26 protein-coding genes are annotated in these 23,593 nt (G+C 61.0%); 18 read left to right on the top strand and 8 right to left on the bottom strand.

Annotated features, from left to right (window positions below; all coding sequences use genetic code 11):
• Positions 1–14 precede the first annotated feature (14 nt).
• From AB8A33_RS20190 to AB8A33_RS20175, 4 genes are all read right to left on the bottom strand, one after another.
• Complete coding sequence (locus AB8A33_RS20190; RefSeq protein WP_439094349.1) at positions 15–1,469, bottom strand: type II and III secretion system protein family protein; 1,455 nt, start codon at positions 1,467–1,469, stop codon at positions 15–17.
• Between the two features lie 17 nt (positions 1,470–1,486).
• Positions 1,487–2,272, bottom strand: coding sequence for a Flp pilus assembly protein CpaB (cpaB, locus tag AB8A33_RS20185; protein WP_439094348.1), 786 nt, complete (start codon positions 2,270–2,272; stop codon positions 1,487–1,489).
• Positions 2,273–2,392: 120 nt separating this feature from the next.
• Positions 2,393–2,917, bottom strand: a complete 525-nt coding sequence (locus AB8A33_RS20180; protein WP_439094347.1) for an A24 family peptidase — start codon at positions 2,915–2,917, stop codon at positions 2,393–2,395.
• 303 nt (positions 2,918–3,220) lie between these two features.
• The gene (locus tag AB8A33_RS20175) at positions 3,221–3,385 is read right to left on the bottom strand and encodes a Flp family type IVb pilin (protein WP_439094346.1); all 165 of its coding nucleotides are present in this window, start codon (positions 3,383–3,385) and stop codon (positions 3,221–3,223) included.
• A 285-nt stretch (positions 3,386–3,670) separates the two neighbouring features.
• On the opposite strand from AB8A33_RS20175, the gene AB8A33_RS20170 reads away from it, so the two are divergent.
• From AB8A33_RS20170 to AB8A33_RS20155, 4 genes are all read left to right on the top strand, one after another.
• Positions 3,671–4,498: a sterol desaturase family protein gene (locus AB8A33_RS20170; RefSeq protein WP_439094345.1), complete on the top strand. Its 828-nt coding sequence runs from the start codon at positions 3,671–3,673 to the stop codon at positions 4,496–4,498.
• A 1,052-nt stretch (positions 4,499–5,550) separates the two neighbouring features.
• On the top strand, positions 5,551–6,057 hold the full coding sequence (locus AB8A33_RS20165; RefSeq protein WP_439094344.1) for a pilus assembly protein N-terminal domain-containing protein: 507 nt from the start codon (positions 5,551–5,553) through the stop codon (positions 6,055–6,057).
• Between the two features lie 178 nt (positions 6,058–6,235).
• Positions 6,236–6,778, top strand: coding sequence for a TadE/TadG family type IV pilus assembly protein (locus AB8A33_RS20160; protein ID WP_439094343.1), 543 nt, complete (start codon positions 6,236–6,238; stop codon positions 6,776–6,778).
• A 17-nt stretch (positions 6,779–6,795) separates the two neighbouring features.
• A complete protein-coding gene (locus AB8A33_RS20155) occupies positions 6,796–7,389 on the top strand; it encodes a TadE/TadG family type IV pilus assembly protein (RefSeq protein ID WP_439094342.1) in 594 nt (197 codons plus the stop codon).
• Between the two features lie 152 nt (positions 7,390–7,541).
• Here the strand turns inward: AB8A33_RS20155 and AB8A33_RS20150 are convergent, their stop codons facing one another.
• The 3 genes from AB8A33_RS20150 to AB8A33_RS20140 all read right to left on the bottom strand — a co-directional run bounded on the left by AB8A33_RS20150 (position 7,542) and on the right by AB8A33_RS20140 (position 9,880).
• Complete coding sequence (locus AB8A33_RS20150) at positions 7,542–7,754, bottom strand: cold-shock protein (RefSeq protein WP_011474122.1); 213 nt, start codon at positions 7,752–7,754, stop codon at positions 7,542–7,544.
• A 305-nt stretch (positions 7,755–8,059) separates the two neighbouring features.
• Positions 8,060–8,338: a translation initiation factor IF-1 gene (gene infA, locus AB8A33_RS20145; protein ID WP_068733922.1), complete on the bottom strand. Its 279-nt coding sequence runs from the start codon at positions 8,336–8,338 to the stop codon at positions 8,060–8,062.
• 24 nt (positions 8,339–8,362) lie between these two features.
• Positions 8,363–9,880, bottom strand: coding sequence for a DEAD/DEAH box helicase (locus tag AB8A33_RS20140; protein ID WP_439094341.1), 1,518 nt, complete (start codon positions 9,878–9,880; stop codon positions 8,363–8,365).
• A gap of 490 nt (positions 9,881–10,370) precedes the next feature.
• Here AB8A33_RS20140 and urtA point away from each other — a divergent pair, with 490 nt between their 5' ends.
• From urtA to AB8A33_RS20100, 8 genes are all read left to right on the top strand, one after another.
• Positions 10,371–11,693, top strand: a complete 1,323-nt coding sequence (gene urtA / locus AB8A33_RS20135) for an urea ABC transporter substrate-binding protein (RefSeq protein WP_439094340.1) — start codon at positions 10,371–10,373, stop codon at positions 11,691–11,693.
• A 145-nt stretch (positions 11,694–11,838) separates the two neighbouring features.
• Positions 11,839–13,449 carry an urea ABC transporter permease subunit UrtB gene (gene urtB, locus AB8A33_RS20130; RefSeq protein WP_439094339.1) on the top strand — a complete coding sequence of 537 codons (1,611 nt, stop codon included), beginning with the start codon at positions 11,839–11,841 and terminating at the stop codon, positions 13,447–13,449.
• 208 nt (positions 13,450–13,657) lie between these two features.
• A complete protein-coding gene (gene urtC / locus AB8A33_RS20125; RefSeq protein WP_439094338.1) occupies positions 13,658–14,830 on the top strand; it encodes an urea ABC transporter permease subunit UrtC in 1,173 nt (390 codons plus the stop codon).
• A complete protein-coding gene (urtD, locus tag AB8A33_RS20120; protein WP_439094337.1) occupies positions 14,830–15,678 on the top strand; it encodes an urea ABC transporter ATP-binding protein UrtD in 849 nt (282 codons plus the stop codon). Before urtC ends, urtD begins: the two co-directional genes overlap by 1 nt.
• Before the next feature lie 142 nt (positions 15,679–15,820).
• Positions 15,821–16,516 (top strand): urea ABC transporter ATP-binding subunit UrtE, encoded by a 696-nt coding sequence (gene urtE / locus AB8A33_RS20115; protein WP_068733931.1) that lies wholly within the window; start codon positions 15,821–15,823, stop codon positions 16,514–16,516.
• 25 nt (positions 16,517–16,541) lie between these two features.
• Positions 16,542–17,378: an urease accessory protein UreD gene (locus AB8A33_RS20110; protein ID WP_439094336.1), complete on the top strand. Its 837-nt coding sequence runs from the start codon at positions 16,542–16,544 to the stop codon at positions 17,376–17,378.
• An 18-nt stretch (positions 17,379–17,396) separates the two neighbouring features.
• Positions 17,397–17,699, top strand: a complete 303-nt coding sequence (locus tag AB8A33_RS20105) for an urease subunit gamma (protein ID WP_068733936.1) — start codon at positions 17,397–17,399, stop codon at positions 17,697–17,699.
• Between the two features lie 8 nt (positions 17,700–17,707).
• Positions 17,708–18,013: an urease subunit beta gene (locus AB8A33_RS20100; protein ID WP_120288704.1), complete on the top strand. Its 306-nt coding sequence runs from the start codon at positions 17,708–17,710 to the stop codon at positions 18,011–18,013.
• Positions 18,014–18,017: 4 nt separating this feature from the next.
• Here AB8A33_RS20100 and AB8A33_RS20095 read toward each other — a convergent pair whose 3' ends face one another.
• Entirely contained in the window at positions 18,018–18,347 is a 330-nt protein-coding gene (locus AB8A33_RS20095) for a hypothetical protein (RefSeq protein ID WP_439094335.1), read from the bottom strand.
• Positions 18,348–18,561: 214 nt separating this feature from the next.
• Between AB8A33_RS20095 and AB8A33_RS20090 the strand changes: the two genes are divergently transcribed.
• From AB8A33_RS20090 to ureG, 6 genes are all read left to right on the top strand, one after another.
• On the top strand, positions 18,562–18,996 hold the full coding sequence (locus AB8A33_RS20090) for an endonuclease domain-containing protein (protein ID WP_439094334.1): 435 nt from the start codon (positions 18,562–18,564) through the stop codon (positions 18,994–18,996).
• Positions 18,987–20,699 (top strand): urease subunit alpha, encoded by a 1,713-nt coding sequence (gene ureC, locus AB8A33_RS20085; RefSeq protein WP_439094333.1) that lies wholly within the window; start codon positions 18,987–18,989, stop codon positions 20,697–20,699. The genes AB8A33_RS20090 and ureC overlap by 10 nt, the downstream gene beginning before the upstream one ends.
• Before the next feature lie 290 nt (positions 20,700–20,989).
• Complete coding sequence (locus AB8A33_RS20080; RefSeq protein ID WP_068733944.1) at positions 20,990–21,289, top strand: putative quinol monooxygenase; 300 nt, start codon at positions 20,990–20,992, stop codon at positions 21,287–21,289.
• Positions 21,290–21,385: 96 nt separating this feature from the next.
• Positions 21,386–22,084 carry an urease accessory protein UreE gene (gene ureE / locus AB8A33_RS20075; protein WP_439094332.1) on the top strand — a complete coding sequence of 233 codons (699 nt, stop codon included), beginning with the start codon at positions 21,386–21,388 and terminating at the stop codon, positions 22,082–22,084.
• Entirely contained in the window at positions 22,065–22,811 is a 747-nt protein-coding gene (locus tag AB8A33_RS20070) for an urease accessory protein UreF (protein ID WP_439095988.1), read from the top strand. The genes ureE and AB8A33_RS20070 overlap by 20 nt, the downstream gene beginning before the upstream one ends.
• Before the next feature lie 36 nt (positions 22,812–22,847).
• On the top strand, positions 22,848–23,477 hold the full coding sequence (gene ureG / locus AB8A33_RS20065; protein WP_439094331.1) for an urease accessory protein UreG: 630 nt from the start codon (positions 22,848–22,850) through the stop codon (positions 23,475–23,477).
• Positions 23,478–23,593: the final 116 nt, after the last annotated feature.

The following is a 23,593-nucleotide window of genomic DNA, read 5'->3' as shown; positions in this document are numbered from 1 at the left end:
ATACTTGTCCCGTCTCAATCCGTGATGAAGCCGAAAACGCCGCGATAGCTGCGCGTTGTCGGCGCCGGCTCGGCACGGTTCGGCGCGCCATAGATGCGGTTGACGTTGCCGAGCAGATCGGCCTGCGGATCGGATGCATCCACGAAGCCGTCATCCGGACGCGAGAGATCCTTCTGCGCGACGGCGCGGACCACATAGGGCGTGACCAGGACCATCAGCTCGGTGTTGTTGTTGACGTAATCCCGGCTGCGGAACAGCGTGCCCAGCACAGGCAATTGCGACATGCCCGGCAGGCCGCTGATGGCCGCTTTGGTCTGCTGCTTGATAAGGCCGGCCATCACCATCGAACCGCCAGACGGAATCTCGAGCGTAGTGTCCGCACGGTTGACCTTGATCGCCGGGATCGACGTTCCGCTGATCGTGACGGAATTTTCCTGCGACAGCTCGGAGACTTCGGTGCCGACACGTAGGCTGATACGACCTTCGCTCAGTACCACCGGCGTAAAGCCCAGCGAAATACCGAATTTCTTGAAGGTGATCTGCGTCGTACAGATCCGCGTCGTGGGATCGCAGGTATTGCCGCCGGGGACCGGGAATTCACCACCTGCAAGGAAATTGGCGGTTTCGCCGGAGATGGCGGTCAGCGTGGGCTCGGCGAGCGTCCGGATGACGCCGGCGTTTTCCATCGCTTTCAGCGTCGCCGTGACGGATGGTGTCGATCCGAAGGATCCCTTGAGGAGATTATCGCCGACCAGGCTGCTGCCGCGCGCCGTGAACGGGTTGCTATTGTTGAAGGTGACGACGGACGTGCCATAGCTCATCGATGCCGACAGATCGACGCCGAGCTGCTTGACGATGTTCCGCTGGACTTCCGCAACAGTGACCTTGAGCATGACCTGATCACGCCCGCGCACCGAGATGCTGTTCACGACCTTGTCCATGCCGCCGGCGAGGCGCGCCGCGAGGTCCGTGGCCTGCTGCGCTTCGACCTGGCTCGGTGCCGTACCCGACAGCATCACGCTATCGCCGAGACCTTCGATGCGAATATCGGCATTGGGCATGGTCTGCTTGAGCGCGGCCCGAATACCGTTCAGGTCGCGCGTGACGGCGATATCATAGGCGGCAATCTGCTGGCCGTTGACGTCGAAGAATACGATGTTGGTCTGGCCCACGGTCGCACCGATGATGTAGGCGCGCTGCGCCGAACGCACGACGGCGTTGGCGATCTTGGGATCGGCCACCAGCACATCCTTGATGTCACGCGGCAGGTCGATGACGACCGACTTGCCGATGCCGAGCGGCAGGAATTTCGCGTTCAAGGCGCCGGCGCTGCCGGCTTGCATGGACGCCGAATCGGCCGCGAAAACTGGCGTCAATACGGGATTGATCGTCAGCGCCGTGATGGCGGTGAGCGAAAGCGCGCGGGCCGCGAGAGCCCGCATCGATCCGCCTGTTGTGATGCGCTTCATCGCCTGCGTCCTCTTGATCACTTCGTCATGGTCGCGGTCGACGGGATGCCGTAACGCACGATATTAATGCTGTCGCGCTTGCCGCCATTGGGATCTTCAACCGGCGCAGGCGCGTTAGCGTCGACAAGGGCGCGCAACGCCAGCGAGATCGTGCCGCTCTGCCGCGCGCGGGCAAGCAACTCGGCCTGTTCGGGCCTTAATTCGAGCGTTGCGGTCTTGCCGACGACTGAATTCTGACCGTCCTTTTCCTTGGGCGCCTGATCGATGGCGAGAACGCGGATATTGTTCAGGATGATCTCGGAGTTTATGACCTCCGTGCCGCCGCGATCATTGCCGCGTTCGCGCTTCGACAGGATCACGTCGACGCGGTCGTTGGGCAGAATGAAGCCGCCGGCGCCGGTTTCCGGGGAAATTTCGGTGGAGACGGCACGCATGCCGGTCGGCAGAACGGCAGCCATGAAGCCAGCGCCATTGGCGCGCACCAGTTTCGGTTCACGGATCGGTTCGCCGGCAATGAAGGCCGAACGCGCGATGGAGCCGGCGATTTGCGCCGCGGCGTCCGGGCGGCTGTTACGGCTGATGACATTGGTGCTCGCCGCTGATGCGGGCCAGGACTGCCACTGGACATCATCGGGACCGAGCGCCTGACCGAGCGCGATATCGGCCTTGGCAACGAGAACGTCAGTTGTCGGGGCTTCGGCGACCTGAGGGGGCGGCGGTGCGTCCGATGTGCTCGCAAGATATAGCGCCACGCTGCCAGCGCCGAGTGCAATGGCGAGGACCACAATGCGTGCGGTATTCATACGCTTCACTTTCCACATTACGCCGCGACGCTGCCGCCGCTGTAACGGGAGTTGACCAGTTATTCGTCAAAGCATGGTTAATGAGCGGTATCTAAATCGCGTTAATAGAAAGTTCCGATTTTAGTGAAGCGCGAAACGCGCCAGGTCGATCGTCTCCACCCACCCGGTGTCGGGGTAGACGAGCAGTGCGCCGAGGGCGAGGGCAATACCGTAGGGGATGCCGGTTTCCTTGTGATGCAGACGCATCAGCCACGCCTGGCCGCCGAGCGCATAGGGCAGTGGCCACTGCCGGAACTGGAGCAGCAGTAGCGTGAGCGCGCCGCCGAACAGCGAGGCGTAAACGAGGTAGTTCAGGAGATGGTCGAAGCCGAACCACAGTCCCGCAGCTGCGGCGAGCTTGGCATCGCCGCCACCGATCCAGCCGAACGCGAAACAGGTGAAAGCGACCACCAGCACACTCGCCCCCGCGCCGAGATGCGACAGCACATCGTGAAGATCCATCCCGCCGAAGATCACCAGTACGGCGAAGCCCGCTACCAGCAGCAGCGAGATACGGTTCGAAATGGTCATCGTGAAAAGGTCGCTGATCGCCGCATAGACCATCAGGCCCGGGAATAGCAGAAGGCGCGTCAAATCAAGGATCATGGCTTCAAAGGCCCGTTGCGGCGACGACGGAAAACCTAGCCAGCAGAAATGAACAATCGGACAACAAGAAAGAATTTACCAAACGGTGGCGATCCGAATCGCGACGGTGACCAGGGCGAGGGTCAATGCAGCGCAGACCAGGCCGGCGGGGTCGCGCAGCGAAAGCTGCAGTCCTTCCAGAACGGAGCGGGGTGTGCCCGGGTATCTCATACGCAGAACAATCCTGGAGGCCGACGGTCAGCAGCATTCAGAAACAAAAAAGGCTCCGGACACCGGAGCCTTTGATGCACTCGTAACAGTCGCTTACTTGAGCGAGGTGTTGATCGAGCTGAACTTGGCGTTCAGGTTGGTGCCGAGGCCGTTAACGACTGCGATGATGGCCAGCGAGATGCCGGCAGCAATCAGGCCGTATTCGATAGCGGTGGCGCCGGACTCGTCCTTCATGAAACGCGAAACGAGGTTCTTCATAATATAAAACTCCATATGTGCACGTGGCTGTCGATCGTGATGCCTGGTCTCCCCGGCGTTCTCAGCACCGTGACCATGAGGGAACACTAGGAGTGGGGAATTGCAGTGCGGTTAATTCGATTGATGAAAGTCGGTCGCATTTGTCTCTTCTTTTGCACGGTAAATACCTACTTAAGGCGGTTTTAGAATGACTTGGGTGTGATGACACCACGCGTGTCCTTTTCGCTTCATCGCTCCTTAAGCATACCGCGGTAACTCTTGGCTTCCGAATACCGCGAGGCCGCGATGACGACACTCCCCTTCGACATCCTGAATATGTTCGGCGAGACCATCATGAAGGTGGTCCCGATCACGCTGGTTCTTGCGGCGATCTTTACGGTGCTGACGCATTTCTGGGCCTGCAATCCCGGCAAGCACTGGTGGCGCAAGACGGAGATCGTGACCGACGTGGTCTACTGGTTCTTCGTGCCGCTGATCACCCGCGTTGTGCGTATCGGGCTCCTCGTGGTCGGCGCTGCCGTCGTCTTCAATATTCACGATGCCGATGAACTGATCGCTTTCTACGACAACGGCCACGGGCCGCTGGCGCAGATGCCGCTCTGGGTACAGGCGATTTTCTTCCTCGTGGTATCCGACTTCATGCTGTACTGGCTGCACCGGATGTATCATGGCGGCGGTTTCTGGAAATACCACGCGATCCATCACTCGTCGGAAGAGGTGGACTGGATCTCCGCGGCACGGTTTCATCCGGTCAATCTGTTTCTCGGCACCGTCGCGGTCGACGTGCTGCTATTGATGGCCGGTATCTCGCCGAACATCATGCTATGGGTCGGACCGTTCACGACCTTCCACTCGGCTTTCGTGCACGCCAATCTGAACTGGACCCTCGGGCCGTTCAAATATGTGCTGGCGACGCCGGTGTTCCACCGCTGGCACCACACGTCGCTGGAGCGCGGCGGTAACACCAACTTCGCCGGCACGTTTCCGATCTGGGACATTATGTTTGGGACCTTCCGCATGCCGGCGGGGGAGTTGCCGGACAATTACGGTGTCGATGGCGAGCCGTTGCCGACCGAATTCACCGGCCAGCTGATCTATCCGTTCAAGCAGTAGGGGGCTCTTCCTTCTCCCTCCCCACTGCGCATTGCTAAGCAATGCTTGAGGGAGGGATGCCTCTGACGCCTGTGCGTCGTTGCTGATGTGAATGTCAAACAGCCACTGCTCTTCAGACATGCGTCATCGCCCCCATTGTTTGCGGCGCGGGGGCGCCGTCGTCTCTTGCATTCCCGCCCCCTTGTGAGAGGGCGTGCGGAACGCCGGGTGCCCGTTGCACCCTTGGGCCTGATGCGAATGCGGTCTTCCGCAAGGGTAATGCATCAGGACTTTCGGAGGCGCCGAGCAAGTGCCCGACGTTCCGCATGCGGTGTTTTTTCGGTTGCTTGCACTTTGCCTCAGCGAACGATCCGATCACCGAATTAAAGTCCCAAGGCGATGGGAAGGGAGCCTCAAGCGAATAGGCCGGACACGTTTTGACTTTGGTCGTCCGTCACACTGTCCAGGGTAACTTTCCATCGCAAGGTCGGCCGTCTCCTTGCCAGTGGCAGTGCTGGCGCAGATCCGTCCTGCCCGAAGACAGACGTCACCCCCAAACCGCGTAACGCCGCATCTCCGGCGTCCACCGCATCCCACCCCGCGAACGTGACGATCGCGATCGCCCCTCTCGGTGGGGCAGGACGGAGGGGAATATAATCAGGTCTGGGATGTTGTCAACGGAGGATAGGAAAATATGTTTAGGCGACTGCACCGCCCCACACTCGTCATTCCGGGGCGCGGCCGGCACTTGCCGGACGCGAACCTCAGCCACTCCAATTGGAGTGGCGGGGAATCTCGACATGGGAGTTTTCGATCGCGCAAAACACACTGGGATTCCGGGTTCACATTTTAGCGGCTTCGCTGCCTTCGTGCGCCCCGGAATGACAGTCGGAAGGTCAGCGCCCGGAATGAGGAGCCAAGACGCCCCCTGGGGCCGGCAGTGAGCGTCCCCCGCGTCCACCACGCCACCGCCGTTTCCAGTTCCTTCATCAATTAACGGCACATTTGCCATGTCGGGCGCCGGCACCGCTGCGTATCTGCTTTTGTCGGCTTGTATCGTCCCGGAGTACAGGATGTCGTTTCAGTCGAAGCGCGCGCGGATGCGTGCGGTGTTTGTGGCTCGTGCTCTGGCGGCAGGGACCATGCTGTTGCCGGTGGGCGGTCTTGCGGCCCCTGCAGATGATCTGATCGCGGTCAGCGTCGATCAGGCCAAGCTCGTCAAATTTCCCGAGAAGATCGCCACCATCGTGGTCGGCAACCCCCTGATTGCAGATGTGACGCTGCAGCCCGGCGGCATGGTCGTGGTGACCGGCAAAGGCTATGGCGCCACCAATGTGATCGCGATGGATCGTACGGGCGCCGTCCTGATGGATCGATTGGTTCAGGTTGAAGGTCCGACCGACAAACTCGTCACCGTCTACCGTGGCGTTGATCGCGAGACTTACACCTGTACGCCGGAATGTCAGCGACGTGTGAGGCTGGGTGACGGTGAGACCTTCTTCAGAGCCGCGATCGGGCAGGCCGGGACGCTCAGTACTCAGGCCACAACGGCAGGAAATGCCGCCAAGCTCAGCAACTGACCTGTAATTCATAAACGCGCAAATGGCGCCGCATTCCATGCGGTGTCGTTCGGCGGAGACATGGTCAACAGCGGGTTAACCCATCGAGCCGTCTTGTCTCGATCCGGCGAAACACTTCAACAATCTGTTTCCGATACATCTCGGCGGTAGCTATTTCCTATCACCGAGGCACTTGCAGATGCTGTTACCGCTGATCTCGATGGCGATGCTCGCCAAGCGGCTGCGCCGCTTCGGCCACGACAGCGGCGGCTCGGCCGCGGTCGAATTCGCGATGATCGCGCCGGTCTTCTTCGCGCTGATTTTTGCCATCATGGAAACCGGCATGGTGTTCCTCGCCGGTCAGGTGTTGGAGACCGCCGTACAGGATGGCTCCCGACTTTTCTATACGAGCCAGGCACCGAGCCAGGCAGACTTCAATGCCGTCATCTGCGCGCGCGCTTCCGTACTGATGGATTGCACCAAGATCGGCACCGACGTGCGTTCCTACAATCCGGGCACGGCGATCACCATTGCGGATCCGATCGACAGCGGCGGAAATTATGCTGGCACCACGCTCACCTGGCAGCCGCCGACGACCACCAACCAGACCGTCGTGACCCGCGGGTTTTATCAATGGCCTCTGTTCGTCACGGGCCTCGGCTACAACATCGCCAATATCGGTCGCGGAACGACGAGCAGCAAGCGCCTGCTGGCCGCGACAGCGGCTACCGGGCCGCAGTGATGGCAAGGATCGGGACAATGCGCGCGCGTATGGCGGCACTGGCAGCCTGGCGACAGGCCTTGCTGTTGCGAGACGACACGAGAGGCGTATCCGCGGTCGAGTTCGCGATGATCATGCCGCTGATGTTCCTGATGTTCTTCGGCATGCTGGACGTTTCCAACGGCTTTGCCGTCGATCGCAAGGTCAGCCAGATCTCACAGGGCATGGCCGACCTGGCGTCACGCTACACGACGCTGGCGGAAACCGATGTCTCGAATTTCTTCATCATCGCCGGTGCGATGCTGACGCCTTATGACAAGACGCAGCTCAAGACGACTATCAGCCAAGTCTATATCGATCCATCGACCAAGGTTGCCAAGGTCGTATGGAGCCGCGGCGATCAAAAGAAGGTCGTGGGTACGGTCGTAACGGTTCCCACCAATCTGATCGTCAAGGACGCCAACGGGAACTATCTGGCGAACCAGTATCTGATCCTCGGCGAGGCCAACTATACTTACGTGCCGACGATCGGCTGGGTCGTGCCGAAGGGCGGGCTCACATTGACGGATGCGATGTACACGCGACCACGGCAAACGTCATGCGTCGTGATGGTGACGAGCTGCACGCCGTAATTTGCGATCATGCGCTGCGTGTTTGTAGTTGCAGCGAACGAACGCCGATCCACTGTTCCGGATCATGCTTCAGCAAAAAGGCCGCGCTCAAGAGCGCGGCCTTTTCGTATTCAGTCGATCAGTTCGCAAGCATCAAGCTTGCGAGTGATCGTTTAGCCTGCGGCGCGGAGATTGTCGGCCGACGACTTGCCGGAACGACGGTCAGCGACGATTTCGTAGCTGATCTTCTGGCCTTCACGCAGGGTGCCGAGACCGGCACGCTCAACGGCGCTGATGTGAACGAACACGTCGTTGCCACCATCGTCCGGCTGAATGAAGCCGAAGCCCTTGGTCGCGTTAAACCACTTCACTGTTCCCATGCTCATGGGGGTAGTCCCTTCTCAAAGATATAGTGTAGCCCACGAAACAAATGTGGGCTGGTGACATCGAATTTTTGGAAGGGTCGTCAGTCTAGACCGGCTGCACCGGGGGATAGATAATGTCGTCCGGCCGAAAATCGATTAACTCATATTAGGGGAAGCCTCCCCTCAAAACAATCCTGACGCGCACGATTTTTTGATTGCGCACGAACGGTCAGGAACGCTTACCCATCCGCGCATCGCGAGTGATCCGATGCGCGGATGGGTTGTCTTGCGATGTAAACTGTCGACAGTTTAAACGCTGGATGCGCCTAGCGGCGACGGAACTGACCGCGCGGCGGTGCACCACGCGGAGGACCGCCGGGACGCTCGTCCTTGTGGCGGAAAATCAGGCGACCTTTTTCGAGATCGTAAGGCGACATCTCGATGGTCACGCGATCGCCGGCCAGCGTCTTGATGCGGTTCTTCTTCATCTTGCCGGCGGTGTAGGCGACGATTTCGTGTCCTGCGTCCAATTGCACGCGATAGCGTGCATCGGGGAGGATTTCGGTCACCAGTCCTTCGAACTGGATCAGCTCTTCTTTGGCCATTGTTAGCTCCAGATCGATCGGCTGTTAGCGTGGCCGCTGGGTGCGGTTCGGGGTTGTGTTCGGTCGGCTTTCGCGGTGCAGGAAGGCAACGCCCTGCATCCCTTCTTTGGTCGTAGTCCCGGCCTGATTGGCCGGACGTGAGATCGGCTCATGCCGTGCATTCTCGTGACGTCCATTCTCGTTCCGCGCATGATCGCGGTTCGGTTGCGACGCGCCGCCATTGCCGCCATGCGGGCGACGACGATTGCGCGCGTTCTTGCCGGGCGCTCCATCATTGCTGCGTGATGCGTGCGGGGCGGAGCGGCCGTTGCGCTGACCGCCACGGTTCTGGGAAGGCGACGGCCCCACGTCATTCTTGCCGGGGGTGCGGCGGTCTTCCTTCGGAAGCGAAATGCGGATCAGTTTTTCAATATCGCGCAGATACGCCATTTCCTCGCCGGCGCAAAGCGAGATTGCAATGCCTTCACGGCCCGCGCGGGCCGTACGACCGATGCGGTGGACATAGGTTTCCGGGATGTTCGGCAGGTCGAAATTCACCACATGGGTGATGCCGTCGACGTCGATGCCACGGGCGGCGATGTCGGTGGCGACCAAAGTGCGGATTTCGCCGGTACGGAACTGGGCGAGGGTGCGCTCGCGATGGTTCTGCGACTTGTTGCCATGGATCGCGGCGGCAGCGATACCGGCGCGCTCAAGGCCCTTCACGACCTTGTCGGCGCCGTGCTTGGTGCGGGTAAACACCAGTGCGCGGTTGACCGTCTCGGTCTTAAGGATCTGCGACAGGATCGCCGGCTTGGCGGAGTGATCCACCAGCATGATCCGCTGGCTGATACGCTCCACGGTGGAGGCGACCGGGGTCACCGCGACGCGGGCCGGATCCTTGAGCATGGCTTCGGCAAGATCGGCGATGTCCTTCGGCATGGTGGCCGAGAAGAACAGCGTCTGGCGCTTGATCGGGAGCTTGGCGACGACTTTGCGGATGTCGTTGATGAAGCCCATGTCGAGCATGCGGTCGGCTTCGTCGAGCACCAGGAACTCAACCATGTTGAGCTTGAGGCCGTTGCTCTGCACGAGGTCAAGCAGGCGGCCTGGGGTGGCGACGAGGACGTCGACGCCCTGCATCAGCGAACGGACCTGACGACCCATCGGCACGCCGCCGATGGCCAGCGTCGAGGCGAGCTGCATGTGGCGGCCATAGGCATTGAAACTGTCGAGGATCTGGCCGGAGAGTTCGCGGGTCGGGCTCAGCACCAGCACGCGGCAGGTCTTGGGCTGCGGCTTGATGCGGTTCTCGAGCAGGCGGTGAAGGATGGGGAGCGCGAAGGAAGCGGTCTTGCCAGTGCCGGTCTGGGCGATGCCGATCACGTCCTTGCCGGTGATGGCAATCGGGATGGTCTGGGCCTGGATCGGGGTCGGGGTGGTGTAGTTTTCTTCTTTAAGCGCACGGGTGATGGGATCGGCGAGGCCGAATTCCTGAAAGGTGGTCAAAAGATTGGTCTTTCCAAAGTGAAAGCAGGCGCCCGGCCATGATGTGGAGACCATGGGGCCAGGGAGCGCGCGAGTGTGTCTGGGACACCCGCGTGTTTGGGGCGTCAGTTCTGGTTAGCTGAAGGGGCAAGCCAGAAACCGTCGAACTGCCCTGAGAAGATCAGAGTAAAGACGGGATCAGAACACGCGGCTCGCAAGGACCTGATGATTCTCTAGGTCGTTCGATTGATATGGAACAGCAAGGCGGCGGATTCAAGGTCAATCGGCGCGAGGGTTAAAACCAGCGACAAAATACCGCTGCATGAAATTTAGACATGAGGCGATTTTTGGCGATTATTTAAGCTGTTTGCCGTGTGCATGATCAATTTTTCTGCACAAGAAATAAACAGGAAAGCCTCGGCGCTTTCCGAAAATCGGAAACACGCGAACAATCCCAATCACTTAACGTGTGTTCCGGGGCTGGCACACTTCTTGCGATCTCCTTAACGCGCCGGCCGTGGGGCCGTTCCGCATTGATTTCGTCTGCGTCAGGGAGAGACCGCACATGATTACCAATTTGACTCACGCTATAGCCAAGCCGATCTCACGGCGCAGCCTGATGGCCGCGGCAACGGGTCTGGCTCTGGGCCTGTCGGCATTTTCGCCGGCCAAAGCCGCAGACGACACCATCAAGGTCGGCGTCCTGCATTCGCTGTCGGGCACCATGGCAATTTCCGAGACCACGCTGAAAGACACCGTGCTGTTCATGATCGATCAGCAGAACAAGAAGGGCGGCGTGAACGGCAAGAAGCTCGAAGCCGTCGTGGTCGATCCCGCCTCTAACTGGCCGCTGTTCGCCGAGAAGGCGCGCGAGCTGATCACCAAGGACAAGGTTGCCGTCGTGTTCGGCTGCTGGACCTCGGTGTCGCGCAAGTCGGTTCTCCCGGTGTTCAAGGAACTGAACAGCATCCTGTTCTACCCCGTGCAGTATGAGGGCGAAGAGTCCGAGCGTAACGTGTTCTACACCGGCGCCGCTCCGAACCAGCAGGCGATCCCCGCGGTTGATTACCTGATGAAGGACGAGAAGGTGAAGCGCTGGGTGCTGGCCGGCACCGACTACGTCTATCCGCGTACCACGAACAAGATTCTCGAAGCCTACTTGAAGTCGAAGGGCGTCAAGCAGGAAGACATCATGATCAACTACACGCCGTTTGGTCATAGTGACTGGCAGACGATCGTCGCCGACATCAAGAAGTTCGGCTCGACTGGCAAGAAGACCGCCGTGGTTTCGACCATCAACGGCGATGCCAACGTTCCGTTCTACAAGGAACTCGGCAACCAGGGCATCAAGGCGACCGACATTCCGGTTGTTGCGTTCTCGGTGGGTGAAGAAGAACTCGCCGGCATCGACACCAAGCCGCTGCTCGGCCATCTCGCGGCCTGGAACTACTTCCAGTCGATCAAGAGCCCTGAGAACGAGAAGTTCATCAAGGAATGGCAGGCCTTCACCAAGAATCCGAAGCGCGTGACCAACGACCCGATGGAAGCCACCGTGATCGGCTTCAACATGTGGGTGAAGGCAGTCGAGAAGGCCAAGTCGGTCGAAGCCGACAAGGTCATCGACGCACTGCCGGGCATCGAAGCCAAGAACCTGACCGGCGGTACCTCGAAGATGCTGCCGAACCACCACATCACCAAGCCGGTGTTCATTGGCGAAATCAAAGCCAATGGCCAGTTCGACGTGGTCTGGAAGACCCCGGCGCTGGTGGCTGGCGATGCATGGTCGAAGGAGCTCGACGGCTCCAAGGACCTGATCGGCGACTGGGTCGGCAAGAAGTGCGGCAACTTCAACACCAAGACCAACAAGTGCGGCGGTCAGGGTTCCTGATCTCGCTCTGAGGCTTCGTGTTGTCAGTCATTGCGGGCGCGCAGCGTCCGCAATGACGACTTACTAGTTTCTTCCCGAGACTCCCAAAACTGGAGAAGGCGGTGAATCCGCCGCCTTCTCTTTTTTCTTCGGCCGGGGTTTTCCAGTGACTGATGTTCTCCATCGTTTTCGCGCGCTCGCAATTGCCTGTCTGCTGATCGCCGCGACCGCCATTCCGGCCTTTGCGGGTCCTTTCGAGGATGCCCTCGCCAAATTCGCCAATGATGATTTCTCCGACAGCGACGAAGCCGTCGGCATCATCGCGACCTCGGGCAATCCGCAGGCTTTCGCCATCATCACCGCGCTACAGGAAGGCCGGCTCTCCGCCGATCCCGACAGCAAGAAGGTTTATCTCACCGGCGCGGACGGCAAGGTGACCGATGCTGCGACCGGTGAAGCCGTCACTGAAGTGCCAGCCAGCGCCGCCGCGGTGCGCCTCAACAATCGTCTTCGCCGCAATATCGAATCCGCACTCGGCGGGCTCACGCTGATGTCGCCGGATCCCGCCAAGCGCATCGCCTCCGCGCAGTCGGTGTTCAAGAGCCACGAGACCGCGATGCTACCGGTCATCGAGACTGCGCTGGAAAAGGAAACCAACAAGGCGGCCAAGCAGGCCTTCACCGAGGCCCGTGCTGCGATCCTGCTCTACAAGGAAGATTCGACCGAGGCCGAGAAGATCGAATCCATCGCGATCATCAAGGGCCGCGGCGATCAGGACGCGCTGGCGCTGCTCACCAGCCTGCCGGCTGACCAGACCGTTGGCGTCGCGCGCAGCGCGGCCAGCGCCGTGACCGCGATCAACAGCCGGCAGACGCTGTGGTCGATCGGCCAGAACGCTTGGTATGGCCTGTCGCTCGGCTCGGTTCTCTTGCTCGCCGCCATCGGCCTCGCCATCACCTTCGGGGTGATGGGCGTCATCAACATGGCGCATGGCGAGATGGTGATGATCGGCGCCTATGTCACCTTCGTGGTGCAGGACGTGATCCGCACCAGCTATCCCGGCCTGTTCGACTACTCACTGCTGATGGCGGTGCCGCTGGCCTTCATCGTCGCCGGTCTGCTCGGCATCGTGATCGAGCGCACCATCATCCGCTTCCTCTATGGCCGCCCGCTGGAAACGCTGCTGGCGACCTGGGGCCTGTCGCTGGTGCTTCAGCAGGCGGTGCGCACCATGTTCGGCCCGACCAATCGTGAGGTCGGCAATCCCTCCTGGATGTCCGGCGCATTCGAGCTGGGTCAGCTCACGATCACATACAACCGGCTCTGGATTCTGTGCTTCACGTTGGCCGTGTTCGCGATCCTGCTGGCGATGTTGCGCTACACCAGCATCGGGCTTGAGATGCGCGCCGTGACCCAGAACCGTCGCATGGCAGCCTCTATGGGCATCGCAACCTCGCGTGTCGATGCGCTGACCTTCGGTCTCGGCTCCGGCATTGCGGGCATTGCCGGCGTGGCGCTCTCGCAGATCGACAACGTCTCGCCCAATCTGGGCCAGAGCTACATTATCGACAGTTTCATGGTCGTGGTGTTCGGCGGCGTCGGCAATCTGTGGGGCACGCTGGTCGGTGCGTTCTCGCTCGGGATCGCCAACAAGTTCCTCGAGCCGGTCGCAGGGGCCGTGCTCGGCAAGATCGCCATCCTGGTGCTGATCATCCTGTTCATCCAGAAACGGCCGCGCGGCCTGTTCGCGCTCAAGGGCAGGGCGATCGAAGCATGATGACGATTGCAACGATACTTCGCTTCGACGCACCAGCCTCTCGCTCCCTCCCCCCTTGCGGGGGAGGGTCGGGGAGGGGGGTAACCCCAGGCTCCGGCGTTTGCGGCTTACCCCCCTCCCGGCGCTACGCGCCACCCTCCCCCGCAAGGGGGGAGGGGACCATTGGCGTCGGTGCCAGCCGTGGTCTCGCGTATTGCGGAGCCCTTGCATGACCCCGCATTTCCTTACCCGCACGCTGGACCGCAGCGCGACCGTCTTCCTGCTGATCGTCGCCGCTGTCGGCATCCTCATTCCACTGTCGAACCTGCTGCTGCCGGCGGACTCGCCGCTGCAGGTGCCGACCTATCTGATGGCGCTCTTCGGCAAATATGTCTGCTACGCCATTCTCGCGCTCTCCATCGATCTGATCTGGGGCTATTGCGGCATTCTCTCGCTCGGTCACGGTGCCTTCTTCGCGCTCGGCGGTTATGCCATGGGCATGTATCTGATGCGCCAGATCGGCTCGCGCGGCGTCTATGGCAATCCGCTACTGCCGGACTTCATGGTATTCCTGAACTACAAGGCGCTGCCATGGTACTGGTACGGCTTCGACATGTTCTGGTTCGCGGCGGCGATGGTGCTGATCGCGCCGGGCATCCTGGCTTTCGTGTTCGGCTGGCTCACCTTCCGCTCGCGCGTGTCAGGCGTGTATCTGTCGATCATCACCCAGGCCATGACCTATGCGCTGCTGCTAGCGTTCTTCCGCAATGATTTCGGCTTCGGCGGCAATAACGGCCTGACCGATTTCAAGGACATCCTCGGATTCAATGTGCAGGCCGACGGCACTCGCGCGGCGCTGTTCGCGCTGAGCTGTCTGGCGCTGATCATCGGCTTCCTCGTCTGCCGTGCTATCGTTACCTCGAAGCTCGGCAAGGTGCTGATCGCCATACGCGACGCGGAATCCCGCACAAGATTTTTGGGCTATCGTGTCGAATCCTACAAGCTGTTCGTGTTCACCCTGTCGGCCTGCATGGCCGGCGTTGCGGGTGCGCTCTATGTGCCGCAAGTCGGCATCATCAATCCCGGTGAATTCGCCCCGGCGAACTCCATTGAAGCAGTTATCTGGGTCGCGGTCGGCGGTCGTGGCACGCTGGTCGGTGCGGCGCTCGGCGCGGTCGTGGTCAACTACGCCAAGACGGTGTTCACATCGGGCGCCCTTGCTCCCTACTGGCTGTTCATGCTCGGTGCGCTGTTCATTCTCGTGACGCTGTTGCTGCCCAAGGGCATCATCGGCACCTTCAATGCATGGTCGGAAAGTCGCAAAGCCAACAATAGCGCGAATGCCGATAGCGCCGCAGCGGAAGATGGCGTCACCAAACCCCATCTGGCGGAGAAGGCGTGATGACTGTGATCGAAACGCCAGCCCCGGCAACGCCGGCCTCCCACGCGCCCGCTATTATTGATCCAGTGGTCGCGGCACGCGAGGCGGAAGCCCGGCAGAAGCGCATCACCTCGGCGCAGCTCTATCTCGACGGCGTCCACGTCTCGTTCGACGGCTTCCATGCCATCAACAATCTGTCGATGGTGCTGGCGCCCGGCGAGATGCGCGCCATCATCGGCCCGAACGGCGCCGGCAAGACCACGATGATGGACATCATCACCGGCAAGACCAAGCCGGATGAGGGCGATGTCTATTTTGACGGCACCCATGATCTCACGCTGCTGGACGAGACCAAGATCGCCGAGCTCGGCATCGGCCGCAAATTCCAGAAGCCGACAGTGTTCGAGAGCCAGACGATTTACGACAATCTCCTGCTGGCGCTGAATGTCGATCACTCCGTGCGCGGTACGCTGTTCTGGCGCAGCAATCGTGCCGAAGCCGAGAGCATCGACAAGGTGCTTGAGACTATTCGCCTCACGGACTCCCGCGATCGCCTCGCCGGCAATCTCTCGCATGGCCAGAAGCAGTGGCTCGAAATCGGTATGTTGCTGGCGCAGGATCCGAAGCTGCTGCTGGTCGACGAGCCGGTGGCGGGCATGACCGATGTGGAAACGCACCAGACCGCCGAACTGCTGAAGGCGATCAACCGCGATAACAAGACCGTCATGGTGGTCGAGCACGACATGACCTTCGTACGCGAGCTTGGCGTCAAGGTGACATGTCTGCATGAAGGCACCGTGCTGGCCGAAGGCACCATCGACGATGTGTCGACCAATGACCGCGTGGTCGAAGTATATCTGGGGCGGTGATGATATTTGGCCTTTCCACACACGCCGTCATGCCCGGGCTTGTCCCGGGCATCCACGTCTTTCTTTCTTGTAGCCAAGGCGTGGATGGCCGGGACAGGCCCGGCCATGACGGAGCTGGAATGCAAGTATCCGAGGCATCATCATGCTGAAAGTCGATAATATCAGCCTCTATTACGGCGCAGCCCAGGCGCTGCGCGGCGTCACTGTCTCGGCGGAGCCCGGCAAGGTGACCTGTGTCCTCGGCCGTAATGGTGTCGGCAAGACCTCGCTGCTGCGCGCCATGGTCGGTCAGCAGGCGATCTCGTCAGGTTCGATTACGTTTGACGGGCAGGACATCTCGACGCTGAAGCCGTTCGAGCGGGCGCGGCGCGGCATCTCTTTCGTACCGCAGGGCCGTGAGATCTTTCCGCTGCTCACGGTGGAGGAAAACCTCAAGACCGGCTATGCGCCGCTGAAGCGCGCCGACCGCAATATTCCTGACGATGTGTTCTCGCTGTTTCCGGTGCTGAATTCGATGCTCGGCCGGCGCGGCGGCGATCTGTCCGGTGGGCAGCAGCAGCAGCTCGCCATCGGTCGCGCGCTGGTGATGCGACCGAAACTCCTGCTGCTGGATGAGCCAACCGAAGGCATCCAGCCCTCGATCATCAAGGATATCGGCCGCGCGATTTCCTATCTGCGCTCGCTCGGCAATATCGCCATCGTGCTGGTGGAACAGTATCTCGACTTTGCCTGCGAACTCGGCGACAACTTCGCCGTGATGGACCGCGGCGCGGTGAAATACACCTGCGACCGCAGCACGCTCGATCCCGCCGAGATCAGCCGCCAGATGGCGCTGTAGGGCTGGGTTCAAAGTCGGGGAGCGCATGCAGGCTGACAAGACGACATTGTCGCCATCGGCGATCTTCGCCGCTAATCGTGCCCGCGGCGCGGTGGCGTTCGACGTGCATCTGGTGGAGGGCAAGACGCGCCGCCGCCAGCTGCATGAATCCGGCTCGCTGCGCGTGCGCTTCCCGTCTCCCGAAGACGGCGGCCTCTCCGCGATGTTCGTCAACACTGCCGGCGGTGCGGCAGGCGGCGACCGTTTCGATATCGATATCGCGGCAGGCGAGGGCACCAGCCTGACTGTGACCACGGCAGCCGCCGAGAAGGTCTACCGCTCGCATGGTCCCGCCGCCGAAATCAACATCGCGCTGAAGGCCGAGGCCGGCGCGCATCTGTCCTGGCTGCCGCAGGAAACCATCCTGTTCGATCAGGCCCGAACCGTCAGGCACATCGATATCGATCTGGCCGATCGCGCGACGCTGCTGCTCTGCGAGATCGTCGTGTTCGGTCGTGCAGCGATGGGCGAGGTGATGCAGACGGGGTCTTTCGTCGACCGCTGGCGCCTGCGTCGCGGCGGCAGGCTGGTGTTCGCGGAGAACGTGCGGCTGGATGGCGATATCGCCGCGAAACTAGCCAGACCGGCCATCGGACATGGCGCCGTGGCCATTGGTACGGCGCTGATCGTGCCCGGCGACGAGGCGCTCATTGAGCGGCTACGCGAAGCCACGGATGGTGCCGGCGGCGAAGTTGGTATCTCCTGCTGGAACGGCTTTGCAATGGCCCGCTTCTGTGCACAAGATGCGGCGAAGCTGCGCGCCGATATGATGGCAGTGCTTGGACGATCGGGCGCGATGCTGCCGCGCATGTGGTTGAACTAAACTTACAGAGACCTGCCGATGAATCTCTCCCCCCGCGAAAAAGACAAGCTCCTGATCTCGATGGCCGCCATCGTGGCGCGCCGCCGGCTGGAGCGCGGCGTCAAGCTCAACCATCCCGAGGCCATCGCCATCATCTCCGATTTCATCGTCGAGGGCGCGCGCGACGGCCGTACCGTTGCCGAGCTGATGAAATCCGGCGCCGAGGTCATCACCCGCGCGCAATGCATGGACGGCATCGCCGAGATGATCCACGACATTCAGGTGGAAGCGACGTTCCCCGACGGGACCAAGCTTGTCACTGTCCATGAACCCATTCGTTGAGGCCTCACATGATCCCCGGCGAACTCTTCATCCAGGACGGCGAGATCGAGCTCAATGCCGGCCGCAAGACCGTGACATTGACTGTGGCGAATTCCGGCGACCGGCCGATCCAGGTCGGTTCGCACTACCACTTTTTTGAAACCAATCCGGCGCTGAAATTCGACCGCAAGAAGGCCCGCGGCATGCGGCTCGATATCGCTGCCGGCACGGCGGTCCGCTTCGAGCCCGGCCAGAGCCGCGATGTGCAGCTGGTCGAACTCGCCGGCAAACGCACGATCTATGGTTTCCGCGGCGACGTGATGGGGAAGCTCTGAGCGCCTAGCCGCCGGCGCTGTCCATCATGAACGAGCGGAAGTATCGATCGATGGCCAGCGATATCAGGACGACCGAGACGAACAGAAGACAGCTATACAATGACCAACGTCCGATATCGCTGCGGAACGATCGGACGCCAAGGATCACGAACCAGATGCCCAGAGCGATGCTGAACCAGTTGAACCAGGTGACAAGGATCGCCTCGGCAGCGTCCAGTTCGGCAATGAAGCCATCCGGAAATCCGAGCCACATGACGCGGGTCAGGTATAGCCAGAACGTCAGCGCGAACAGCAGGCACGCCGCAGCAAATGGATAGACGTTCTTCCATCTCACGATATCGGTCTCCGTCTCAGATCCCGACGCCGCGCGCCTTGTTGGGGTGCGCGAAGCTATGGAAGTCGCGGGCCACGCCGTCAATGAACGAAGGCGCAGGCAAGCGTACCGTCTATGGATTCCGCAGCGACGTAATGGTGAAGTTGTGATTGTTGGGAATGTGACGGCCGTAGTGCTCCCTCCCCCCTTGCGGGGGAGGGTCGGGGAGGGGGGTATGCCACACAACGAGGTCGGCGAGTTTCAGCGCGGTCGCGCCAAGGAACTGCGGCGCGTAATGACTCGCGCCGAGACCTTGCTGTGGCGACAGCTAAAGGCACATCGTCTGGCAAATTTGGGTTTTCGTCGACAAGCCCCGATGGGTGTTTACATTGCTGATTTCGTTTCCCATGCGAGCAAGCTCATTGTCGAAGTCGATGGTGAAAGCCATGATTTTGTGGAGCGCATTGCGCACGACGCGCGCCGCGATGCTTGGTTTGCCGCGCGCGGCTATCGCGTCCTTCGTTTCAGCAATGACGACGTCATCAAGAATCTCGAAGGTGTTGCCCTCGTGATCGGCGAGGCCGCGACTTGTGGCACACCCCCCTCCCTGACCCTCCCCCGCAAGGGGGGAGGGAACACTCCGGCCAATGGAGCGAAAACATGTCCGTGAAAATCAAACGCTCCGTCTATGCCGACATGTTCGGCCCGACCATCGGCGATCGCGTGCGGCTCGCCGACACCGATCTGATCATCGAGGTGGAGAAGGATTTCACCGTCTATGGCGAGGAGGTGAAGTTTGGCGGTGGCAAGGTGATCCGCGACGGCATGGGGCAGTCGCAGGCGACACGCGCGCAGGGCGCCGTCGACACCGTCATCACCAACGTGCTGATCGTCGATCACTGGGGCATCGTGAAGGCCGACGTCGCGCTCAAGGGCGGCATGGTCCATGCCATCGGCAAGGCCGGTAATCCCGATATCCAGCCGGGCGTGACCATCAATGTCGGTCCGGGCACCGATGTCATCGCGGGTGAAGGAAAAATCCTCACCGCCGGCGGCTTCGACAGCCATATCCATTTCATCTGCCCGCAGCAGATCGAGCACGCGCTGATGTCAGGCGTCACCTCGATGCTCGGGGGCGGCACGGGGCCGTCGCACGGCACCTTTGCGACGACCTGTACGCCAGGCCCATGGCACATCGCGCGGATGATCCAGTCCTTCGATGCGTTCCCGGTCAATCTCGGCATTTCCGGCAAGGGCAATGCCTCGAAGCCCGCGCCGCTGGTGGAAATGATCAATGCCGGCGCCTGTGCGCTGAAGCTGCACGAGGACTGGGGCACCACGCCCGCCGCGATCGACAACTGCCTCAGCGTCGCCGATGACTACGACGTGCAGGTGATGCTGCATTCCGACACGCTGAACGAGTCGGGTTTTGTCGAGGACACGATCAAGGCCTTCAAGGGCCGCACCATCCACGCCTTCCACACCGAAGGTGCCGGTGGCGGTCACGCACCTGATATCATCAAGGTCGCAGGCCTCAAGAACGTGCTGCCGTCGTCGACCAATCCGACCCGGCCGTTCACGCGCAATACCATAGATGAGCATCTGGACATGCTGATGGTGTGCCACCATCTCGATCCGTCGATTGCGGAAGATCTTGCGTTTGCCGAAAGCCGCATCCGCAAGGAGACGATCGCCGCCGAAGACATCCTGCACGATCTCGGCGCGCTCTCGATGATGTCGTCGGACAGTCAGGCCATGGGCCGGCTCGGCGAAGTGATCATCCGGACATGGCAGACCGCCGACAAGATGAAGAAGCAGCGCGGCTCGCTGAAGGAAGACAAGGGCAACAACGACAATTTCCGCGTCAAGCGCTACATCGCGAAATACACCATCAACCCCGCCATCGCTCATGGCGTCTCGAAGCTGATCGGCTCGGTGGAGAAAGGTAAGATGGCGGACCTGGTGTTGTGGTCGCCGGCGTTCTTTGGCGTCAAACCTGATCTCGTCATCAAGGGCGGCTCGATCGTGGCGGCGCCGATGGGCGATCCCAACGCGTCCATTCCCACGCCGCAGCCTGTGCACTACCAGCCGATGTTCGGCGCCTTCGGTCGCGCGCTGACGCAGTCGTCGGTGGTGTTCACATCGGGGGCGGCGGTGGCCGGCGGTCTCGCCAAGAAGCTCGGCATCCAGAAATCGCTCTATGCGGTTGAGAATGTCCGCGACGGCATCTCGAAGAAGAGCATGATCCACAACGGCGCGACGCCGAAGATCGAGGTGGATTCAGAGACCTATGAGGTGAGGGCGGATGGCGAGCTTTTGACCTGCGAGCCGGCGGAAGTGCTACCGATGGCGCAGAGGTACTTCATGTATTGAGGTGAATGGTCTCCCTCCCCCAAGCAGCGTAGCTGCGCAGTGGGGTCTGGCGGACGAATTCGTCCGCCATGGGTCCGCCGATAGGCGGGGGTGGGGTGCCCCACGTGAGGACAGCGTTTGTGGCACTACCCCACCCGTCACGATGCTCGCTGAACGCTCGCAGTTGTGCCACCCTCCCCAGTCGCTTCGCTCCGGGGAGGGAGAAGAAAGAGCCCTTCAATCTCGCATCATAACGCCCTAATGTCCGTCCCGGCATCCTTAGCCATAACAACAAACCGGGAGGACTCCCCTTGATCTACGTCGTTGCCACTTTGTCCGTGAAACCCGAAGCCCGCGCCGAACTGATCGAAGCTGCCAAGGCCTGCATCGCCGAGACCCGCAAGGAAGCGGGTAACATTGCCTATGATCTGCACGAGAGCGTCACCGATCCGACCCGCATGGTGTTCGTCGAGCAATGGGAGAATGCCGAGGCGCTGGTGCCGCACCGGACACAGGAACATATGAAGACCTTCGGCCGCGTCGCGGTGAAATGCTTCAGCGCGCCTCCGAAGATCGAAATCATCACCCCGGCTGACGTCGTGGTGCGCTAGAGCATGATCCCGAAAGGGGGGCACCGGTTTTCACCGACAAACGAGATCGTTTGTCGAGAGATTATGCTCAAACAAAAAAGCTGAACGAGAGATTCCATGATCCGCGCGACTGAGGTCAAAGGCCAATACAACTGGAAAGAGGCAGCGGTGGACACCGTCGTCCTCGACTTCGACGATCGTCATCGTCGCCGCATGGCGATGACGGGGACGCGCGGACTGGAATTCCTGCTCGATCTCGAAAACGCCGTCGCCTTGCGCGGCGGCGATGCGCTGGTGCTGGAAGACGGCCGCCTTATCGAGGTGGTCGCAGCGCCGGAGCCTTTGATCGAGATCCGTGGTACCGATCCCGGCCATCTGGTGCGGCTCGCCTGGCATCTCGGTAACCGCCATCTGCCGACGCAGATCATGGCCAAGGGGCTGCGCATCCGCAGCGACCATGTGATCGAGGAAATGGTCAAGGGTCTGGGCGCGCGCGTGATCGAGATCGAAGCGCCGTTCGATCCCGAAGGCGGCGCCTATGCCGCTGCGCATGAGCCGGCGGCACATGGGCATCACGGTCATCATGATCATGCCCATCACGATCATGGACACAGTCACGACGATCATGGGCACGACCACCATGGTCACAGCCATGACGCGCACAGCCATGACGCGCACGGTCATGCCGGTCATGGCCATGACCAGCATGTCCATGACGAGCATTGCGGTCACGATCACCATGATCACGATCATCATCATGATCACGACAGCAAGCACGACCACCATCGTCACTCTCATGCTCATGACCACAAATAGACCGGCGGACGATAGTTCGCTGAACGACTCTCCCGCCTTGTCTGCCGACGAAGGCGCTGCGCTGTACCGGCTGATGACCTGGCTGTCGCCGGCCTTTCCTGTCGGCGCGTTTTCCTATTCCAGCGGTATCGAATGGGCGGTGGAAGCGGGCGACATCACCGATGCTGCCAGCCTGCGGGACTGGTTGTCGGCGATGCTGTCCGATGGCGCTGGGTTTTGCGATGGCGTGTTTCTCGCGCATGTGCACCGCGCGGCATCTGACGGCGACGACAAGGCATTGCGCGAGGTTGCCGAGCTCGCCAGCGCCTTCGTGCCATCAAGGGAACGCCAGCTCGAGACGACCACGCAGGGCAGGGCCTTCATCGAGATCGCGCGCAACGCTTGGTCGCATGAGGGGATGGAGCGGCTGATCGCGATATGCGACAGCCCGATCGTCTATCCCGTTGCCGTCGGACTCGTGAGCGCCGCCCATGGCGTTCCGTTGTCGGCAACAATGCATGGCTTTTTCCATGCTGTGGTCTCGAACTGGATTTCCGCCGGTGCGCGGCTGGTGCCGCTCGGTCAGACCGACAGCCAGCGCGTGCTTGCAGCGCTGGAGCCAGTTGTCGTGACCACAGGCCATCGCGCCATGGCCGCGTCCCTTGAGGATCTCGGCGGCGCGACATTCCGCTCTGACATCGCCAGCATGCGTCACGAGACTCAGTATACGCGGCTGTTCAGGTCATGATTTGCAACACCACCCTCAACCCAGAGAGCATTTGACATGTCCAGTTTTCACGGTCCGCTCCGCGTCGGCATTGGTGGTCCCGTCGGCTCCGGCAAGACCGCGCTGATGGACCTGCTGTGCAAGACCATGCGCGAGCGCTACGACATCGCGGCGATCACCAATGACATCTACACGAAGTGGGACGCCGAATATCTGGTGCGTTCGGGCTCGCTGACAGCGGATCGCATTGCTGGCGTCGAGACTGGCGGATGTCCGCATACGGCGATCCGCGAGGACGCCTCGATGAACCTCGCCGCCGTTGCCGACATGCGCGTCAAGTTTCCCGATCTCGACATGGTGCTGATCGAATCCGGCGGCGACAATCTCGCCGCGACCTTCTCGCCGGAACTGGCCGATATCACCATCTACGTCATCGACGTTGCTGCTGGCGACAAGATCCCCTCCAAGGGTGGGCCGGGCATCACGCGCTCCGACCTGCTGGTGATCAACAAGATCGACCTTGCGCCTTATGTCGGGGCCTCGTTGGAAAAGATGGACGTGGATGCCAGGCGGATGCGCGGCACCCGGCCGTTTGTAATGACGAATATGAAGACCCAGGACGGCCTGGACCGGATTATCTCATTCATTGAGACGAAGGGTGGGCTCAAGGCGAAAGCGGTGGCTTAACGCTGGAGTTGAGCATCGGAGTTTGAGACTTGGATCTGAGGCCTGGACTTGAGCCCTGCATATCTCATTGGCTATAACGGCGGACCACCTGCCACCCCGGCGGGGCATTGCGCGTT

Origin of the sequence: Tardiphaga sp. 813_E8_N1_3 (assembly GCF_051811025.1) — a bacterium.
In the GTDB taxonomy this organism is placed as follows: domain Bacteria; phylum Pseudomonadota; class Alphaproteobacteria; order Rhizobiales; family Xanthobacteraceae; genus Tardiphaga.
The sequence above is the reverse complement of the archived record's forward strand: the minus strand, read 5'-3'. Positions and strand labels throughout refer to the sequence as shown.